Source organism: Halomonas cerina (assembly GCF_014192215.1).
GTDB lineage: Bacteria > Pseudomonadota > Gammaproteobacteria > Pseudomonadales > Halomonadaceae > Halomonas > Halomonas cerina.
Genome location: NZ_JACHXP010000001.1, coordinates 453,020 through 459,077, shown reverse-complemented (window position 1 = coordinate 459,077; position 6,058 = coordinate 453,020). Strand labels below are relative to the sequence as shown.

Here is a 6,058-nt window from a genome sequence, read left to right as displayed (position 1 = left end):
TGACCCACGCCTCCAAGCACGGCGAATCCAAGCTGCTCGAGAACTGCACCCTGCCGTTGACCGGCGCGGGCTGCATCAACCGGGTGCTGACCGATTTGGCCTACCTGGAGATCGAGAATGGCGCCTTCCATCTCAAGGAGCGTGCCCCCGGCGTCACCGTCGACGAGATCAAGGCGCTGACTGCCGGTACACTGGTCGTCCCCGACCATGTCCCGGAGATGACCTTCGAGGTCTGATCCTGCTCAGGTGAAACTAACGACGCGGCCCGGACCCAATGTCCGGGCCGCTTGACGTTGCGGGCGCCTGACCGCGGTCCGGCATGACGAAAATCTGACCACTTCATGACGTGCGCCATCTCACGGCCTTCGCATCCCCTTCCCTTCGTGCCATGCACAGCGTTATCCACAGAATCTGTGGATGAGACCTCACCGGTATCGAGATCAGCCCCATCCGCGAGAACCCTTTCCACTCGGGTGGGGAGCCGTCACAGGATCTCGCAGCGGGTATGGTGGGGAAGCAGCAGTTCGGCGGCGCGTTCCTGGTTGGCGCTGACTTGTTTCTGGACTAGCGCCAGGCCGCCCAGCGCGATGCGGTGCTCGTCGCCCTCGGCGAAAGGCTGTCGCCGGGACATCGTGGCATAGAAGCGATAGTCGAGAAGGGGAGAGACGGGAAAGATACCGTGGTGCCGGTCGGCATTACCGACCAGTCCGCTCTGGCGCAACTGTTCATCGAGTGTCTCGATGTCGCTGCCCAGCCGCTGGCAGTCGAAGCCCACATGATGCAGGCGAGGCCCCATCACCGCCAGCCAGCCGGCCAGTGGGTGGGCGAGGGAGAGCGACTGATAGGCGTCCCAGCTCGGCATTGGCCAGGGGCGTCGGCGACACAGCGGCTCTTGGCCGGGAGTGTCGGTGGCCGGATCGTCTACGAGGGCCTGGAGACGTTCCCGCGGCTGGCGGGACAGGGTGCCCAGTTGAAGTTCGGCCAGCACCAACCAGGCCTCGTGGCCCGGCGGTGCCAAGCTGGTCACCAGCAGGCCGCGATCGGCCATGGCATAGCGCTGCTGGGGGCGATAGCCAAAACGGCCAAGGGTCGGCAGCATGGATTCCATGGACCAAGGGCCATGGTTCAGGGTGAGAAGCGTCAGATACTCGGCCGGAGCCTCGATCGGCCACAGCCGCAGACACCCGATATCCGGGTGCTGATGAACATAGTCCAGCCATAGCTGCTGGACGAACTCTTCCCGTTGCATCGTTGCCCATTCCCTCTGTGTTGTGCCTTGTGCATCGCGGCATGCCGAAGTATAGGCGTCGAGGCGTCATGGGCATTCAACGAGGGAAGGACGCTGTTCGCAGCGGTCAGGCCCCGGCGGCGGCCATCAGATCGTGATCGCGGACGTAGCGATCGAACTCGGTGAAGCCACCCACATGGTCCTGGTCGATGAAGATCTGCGGCACGGTGTGCACGGGTTTGCCGATGGTCTTCTCCAGGTCGGCCTTGGTGATGCCTTCCTGATGAATATCCACGTAGCGGTAACCTTCGATGGCATCGACGGATTCCAGGCGCTCGGCGAGCTGCTGGGCACGGACACAGAAGGGGCAGGCGGGACGGCCGAAGATCACGACAAACACAAGACAACTCCTTGCACGTGGGGGCATAAACGGTGCGACGATTTGTGGAAAACGGCGCCATTGTGAACGAGCCCGCGGCGTTTCGCCAATAGCGGCCAGCTTGCTCAGGGATTGTCACGGACTATCTTCAACGAGGGTCGCGTGACGCCAGCCGGCCGCTGCGAGCCTCAACGGTCGAGCTCACCGGCATCCGCTCGGCGCAGCAGATCGCCCAGCATCTCGTGGACCTGAGGGTTCGATACCAGCAAATTCTCGCCGTAGAGGTCGGCCGGAAGGCCCCCGGGGCAGGGATAGAGATGGCCGGTGCGGGCGCCGGCCTCCCGGGCGATCAGCCAGCCGGCCGCGAAGTCCCAGGGCGAGACGCTCTCGTAGTAGGCATCGAGCCGGCCACGTGCCACGTCGCACAGGTCCAGGGCAGCCGAGCCGTTGCGGCGCACATCCTGGCAGTGGGTGAGCACCGCCTGCAGCCGACGCATCAGCGGTAGTCGGCTGTCGCGGCGTTGGGGAAAGCCGGTGCCGACCAGGCAGTGTGTCAGCTGCCGAGTCTGACTGGTCTGCAGGCGCTCGCCGTTGCACCAGGCGCCCTTCCCGGCCAGTCCGGTGTAGGTCTCGTCCAGGAAGGGAGCGTGCACCACGCCGGCTCGGGCGGTTCCTCCCTCGATCCAGCCGATGGAGACGGCTACATGGCGCAGGCCATGGGCGAAGTTGACGGTACCGTCGATGGGATCCACCACCCACAGCGAGGCAGTCTCGGCCAGCTCGCTCTGGTCCGGTGCCAGCTCCTCGCTCAACCGTGCCTCGCCGGGGAAGGCGTTCTCTAGGCGCTGGCCGATCAGGGTGTCGACCTCGACGTCGGTGTCGGTGACCAGTTCCTGTCCGTCCTTGAAGCGGTGGCCGAAGGCCTGTTGTTCGCGGGCCTTGCGGATCAACTGGCCCGCTTCCTGGGCGATATCGACGGCAATCTCCAGTCGTTGTTCGGGCGTCATGGCGGCTCCTCCCTGCGGGATCGATGTCCCATGCTAGCAGCTTCCCTGCGCCCCTGTCTGGCGTCGCTGGAGGCGGTATACTGGCCGCTTGTCAGCGTGGAGGCCCACCATGAAGGCATTGCATGCCGATCAGTATGACCGCCTGCGTCGCCTCGGCGAGGCCTGGCGTGCCTGCCACCTGAAGGCGGCCAAGCAGGCACCGTGCTTCAATCCCCGCCTCGGGGTGGATGCCCTGTGCTTCCAGCCCTTCAGCCTGGCGTCGCCGGATGACAGCCTGCTGGGGACGCTGGTGACCCCGGTTTCGCTATCGCTGGCGCTGGTGCCCTCGGAGCCCGATACTGACCTGCCCGATAGCCGGCTGGTAATGACGGTCTCGTTGCCCTCCGGAACCTATCCCTTCCGTCATGAAGTGTTGTCCGATGCCGTCAGGCTGTGGCGTTGCGAGCTGCTGGACGATTTGTCCGACGTGGACAGCCTCCAGGAGGCCAGTCGCCTGGCCCAGCGGCTGATGGAGCGGGTCATGACACCGGCGCGTCCGTGACCTGATCTCTGGTGCGAGGGTCGCTGCACCCTTATGCTGGAAGGCGTCGATAACGCCCTTCGGGCCCATCACAAGGAGTCATGCATGACCGACAACGCTTCCACTCCCCGCGTCGCCCTGGTCACCGGCACCAGCAGCGGCATCGGCGAGGCCGTGGTGCGCCATTTCTGCGAGCAGGGTCACCAGGTCCTGGCCGTGGACTTCAATCCCGCCGGCCAGGAGGTCGCCGAGCGGGCCGGGGCCGTGTTCTTCCAGGCGGACCTCACTGACGGCGAGGCCTGCAAGGCGGCGGTGGCCGAGGCCCTCAAGCGCTTCGGGCGTATCGATATTCTGGTCAATAATGCCGGCATCCAGCACGTGGCGCCGATCGAGGAGTTCCCCGAGTCGCAGTGGCGCCGCATCATCGACCTGATGCTGACCGCGCCTTTCCTGCTCACCCAGGCCGCCTGGCCGTCCATGCGCGAGAATGGCTGGGGGCGGATCATCAACATCGCCTCGGTACATGCCCAGGTCGCCTCGCCGGGCAAGGCTGCCTACATCAGTGCCAAGCACGGCATGATCGGCTTGACCAAGACCGCCGCCCTGGAGGGCGGTGACCAAGGCATCACCGCCAATGCCATCTGCCCGGCCTACGTGAAGACGCCGCTGGTCGACAACCAGATCGCCGACCAGGCGAGGATGCACGGCATGGAAGAGCAGGAGGTGATCGAGAAGATCATGCTCAAGAACGCGGCGGTCAAACGCCTTATCGAGCCGTCCGAGGTGGCCGAGCTGGTAGCCTACCTGGCCTCCGATGCCGCGGGAGCGGTCACCGGCGCGAGCTGGAACATGGATCTCGGCTGGACGGCGCAGTAACGCCGCCTTCGGGCCGCGGGCGGCGAGCAACGGGCTACACTCATGTCGTAGCTCGTAGCTCGTAGCTCGTAGCTCGTAGCTCGTAGCTCGTAGCTCGTAGCGTCAGCGCCTCACTGGCCGCTTCTGCAGCTTGCGCTGCAGGGTGCGCCGGTGCATACCCAGCGCCCGGGCCGTGGCGGAGATGTTGCCGTCGTGTTCCTGCAGTACCTTCTGGATATGCTCCCAGGTGATGCGGTTGATCGAGGGCGGGTTGTCCGCCACTTCGGTCTCCGGATCTCCCTCCTGGCGGAAGAAAGCGGTGAGCACCTCGTCGGCATCCGCCGGCTTGCAGAGGTAGTTCACCGCGCCGAGCTTGATCGCCTCCACGGCCGTGGCGATGCTCGAATACCCCGTCAGGACCACGATCCGGCATTCCGGCACCAGCTCGAGTAGCTCGGGCAGCAGCTTGAGGCCCGATTCGTGCTCCAGCTTGAGGTCGAGGGTGGCCAGGGGCGGCTGGTACTGACGGGCCAGTGCCAGGGCCTGGGAGCCATCATGGGCCAGCAGCACCTCGTAGCCTCGCCTCGACAGGGCACGGTGAAGCACGTGGCAGAACATCTCGTCGTCGTCGATGATCAGCAGGCGTTGGGCGGTCTCTGGCATGGTGTCCTCGTGAAGCTTGCGCGGTGGCCCCGTCACGGTGATGCCGTCACGGTGACCCCCGTCAGACGGCGCTGTCGCTGCGGGGCAGGGTCACCTCGGTCAGGGTGCCCCCCTCGGGATGATTGTACAGGCTCACGCCGCCGCCGAAGCGGTTGATGGTGGCATGGGTCAAGAAAAGACCGATGCCGAGCCCTTTGCTCTTGGTGGAGACGAAGGTCTCGCCGAGCTGATCGGCGATGGAGAGCGATACCCCGGGGCCATGGTCGCGGATGTCGATGATGGCCTCCTCGCTGTTCCAGTCGAGCCGGATCGCGATGTCGTCGGAGTTGGCATCGGCGGCATTGTTGAGCAGGTTGGTCAGGGCCTGGTCTAGGGTGGCATCCACGGCGAGCAGGGGGCGGCCGCGATGCTCGGCGACTTCGAGCCGATGACTGACATCCGGGCGCAGCACCAGCCAGCGCTGCACCACACCGGCCAGCCAGGCCTGGGCGTCGCGGATCTCGGGCTCGGCCATGCGTCGGCGATCGGCGCTCTCCACCAGGTGGCGCAGCCGCGACTTGCAGGTGTCGACCTGCTGGCGCAGCAGCTCGATGTCCTGACGCAGCTGGGGGCGGTCACCGGCGTCCTCGCGCATCTCGTTGAGCAGTACCGCCATGGTCGACAGCGGGGTGCCCAGCTCATGGGCCGTGCCAGCGGCCTGAGTCGCCACGGCCAGCACCTGCTCGTTGCGCAGGGCCGCCTCACGGGTACGCGACAGCGCCTGGTCCCGGCTGCGCAGGGCACGGGCCATCTTGTAGATGAAGAAGGTCACCAAGCCCGCGGAGAGTCCGAAATTGAGCCACATCCCCAACACATGCAGGTTGACCGGGCCGTTGGCGTGGGGCTGGCCCAGTTGCGGCACCGGCTGGTAGACCACCATCAGGAAGGTATAGGCCCCCATGGTCGCTACGGCGATGGCCCAGGCGTGCCGCCAGGGCAGGGTGGCGGCGGCGATGGTCACCGGCACTAGGTAATAGTTGATGAAGGGGTTGCTGGAGCCCCCGGTGAAGTAGAACAGCAACGTCAGGCCTCCCACATCCAGCAGCAGATGGGTCAGGTACTCCCCATGGGTCACGTCCCGGGGCCGGCCCAGCCGCCACCAGGTGGCGACGTTGATCAAGCCCATCGCCACGATGACGCCGATCACCGCCGGGACCGCCAGAGTAAAGCCGAGCAGTTCGATGCCGATGATGATGGCGGCCAGAAAGCCGGTCCAGGTGATGCCGCGCACGATGGTCAGGCGTACCAGATTGCGATTGGGGGTCGAGAGCGGCAGGGGTAAGGCGGCAGGCATGCGGTCTCCAGGGTCCAGGATGACCCCATGATACGCCATCCGGGACCACGGCGGCTTGCCGACCCTGCCACGG

8 protein-coding genes are annotated in these 6,058 nt (G+C 65.7%); 3 read left to right on the top strand and 5 right to left on the bottom strand.

Annotated elements, in window-relative coordinates:
* The coding region (locus tag FHR94_RS02070) for a CoA-transferase (protein WP_281375891.1) at positions 1 to 236 on the top strand (236 nt) is incomplete at its 5' end.
* Between the two features lie 248 nt (positions 237 to 484).
* Here FHR94_RS02070 and FHR94_RS02065 read toward each other — a convergent pair.
* The 3 genes from FHR94_RS02065 to FHR94_RS02055 form a co-directional block, all read right to left on the bottom strand.
* Entirely contained in the window at positions 485 to 1,249 is a 765-nt protein-coding gene (locus tag FHR94_RS02065; RefSeq protein WP_183323944.1) for a VOC family protein, read from the bottom strand.
* Between the two features lie 106 nt (positions 1,250 to 1,355).
* On the bottom strand, positions 1,356 to 1,628 hold the full coding sequence (locus FHR94_RS02060) for a GrxA family glutaredoxin (protein ID WP_183323943.1): 273 nt from the start codon (positions 1,626 to 1,628) through the stop codon (positions 1,356 to 1,358).
* Positions 1,629 to 1,795: 167 nt separating this feature from the next.
* Entirely contained in the window at positions 1,796 to 2,614 is an 819-nt protein-coding gene (locus FHR94_RS02055; RefSeq protein ID WP_183323942.1) for an inositol monophosphatase family protein, read from the bottom strand.
* A 109-nt stretch (positions 2,615 to 2,723) separates the two neighbouring features.
* On the opposite strand from FHR94_RS02055, the gene hybE reads away from it, so the two are divergent.
* Together hybE and FHR94_RS02045 are read left to right on the top strand one after the other, a co-directional pair.
* The gene (gene hybE, locus FHR94_RS02050) at positions 2,724 to 3,155 is read left to right on the top strand and encodes a [NiFe]-hydrogenase assembly chaperone HybE (RefSeq protein WP_183323941.1); all 432 of its coding nucleotides are present in this window, start codon (positions 2,724 to 2,726) and stop codon (positions 3,153 to 3,155) included.
* Positions 3,156 to 3,239: 84 nt separating this feature from the next.
* Complete coding sequence (locus tag FHR94_RS02045; RefSeq protein WP_183323940.1) at positions 3,240 to 4,010, top strand: 3-hydroxybutyrate dehydrogenase; 771 nt, start codon at positions 3,240 to 3,242, stop codon at positions 4,008 to 4,010.
* A 102-nt stretch (positions 4,011 to 4,112) separates the two neighbouring features.
* Here the strand turns inward: FHR94_RS02045 and FHR94_RS02040 are convergent, their stop codons facing one another.
* Positions 4,113 to 4,652 (bottom strand): response regulator transcription factor, encoded by a 540-nt coding sequence (locus FHR94_RS02040; RefSeq protein WP_183323939.1) that lies wholly within the window; start codon positions 4,650 to 4,652, stop codon positions 4,113 to 4,115.
* Between the two features lie 61 nt (positions 4,653 to 4,713).
* Positions 4,714 to 5,985, bottom strand: coding sequence for an ATP-binding protein (locus tag FHR94_RS02035; RefSeq protein ID WP_183323938.1), 1,272 nt, complete (start codon positions 5,983 to 5,985; stop codon positions 4,714 to 4,716).
* Positions 5,986 to 6,058 lie beyond the last annotated feature (73 nt).

Excerpts from the sequence above, each read along its gene's own strand:
- FHR94_RS02065 (WP_183323944.1), bottom strand. The coding sequence starts at position 1,249 with ATGCAACGGGAAGAGTTCGTCCAGCAGCTATGGCTGGACTATGTTCAT.
- FHR94_RS02055 (WP_183323942.1), bottom strand. The coding sequence starts at position 2,614 with ATGACGCCCGAACAACGACTGGAGATTGCCGTCGATATCGCCCAGGAA.
- hybE (WP_183323941.1), top strand. The coding sequence starts at position 2,724 with ATGAAGGCATTGCATGCCGATCAGTATGACCGCCTGCGTCGCCTCGGC.
- FHR94_RS02045 (WP_183323940.1), top strand. The coding sequence starts at position 3,240 with ATGACCGACAACGCTTCCACTCCCCGCGTCGCCCTGGTCACCGGCACC.
- FHR94_RS02040 (WP_183323939.1), bottom strand. The coding sequence starts at position 4,652 with ATGCCAGAGACCGCCCAACGCCTGCTGATCATCGACGACGACGAGATG.
- FHR94_RS02035 (WP_183323938.1), bottom strand. The coding sequence starts at position 5,985 with ATGCCTGCCGCCTTACCCCTGCCGCTCTCGACCCCCAATCGCAATCTG.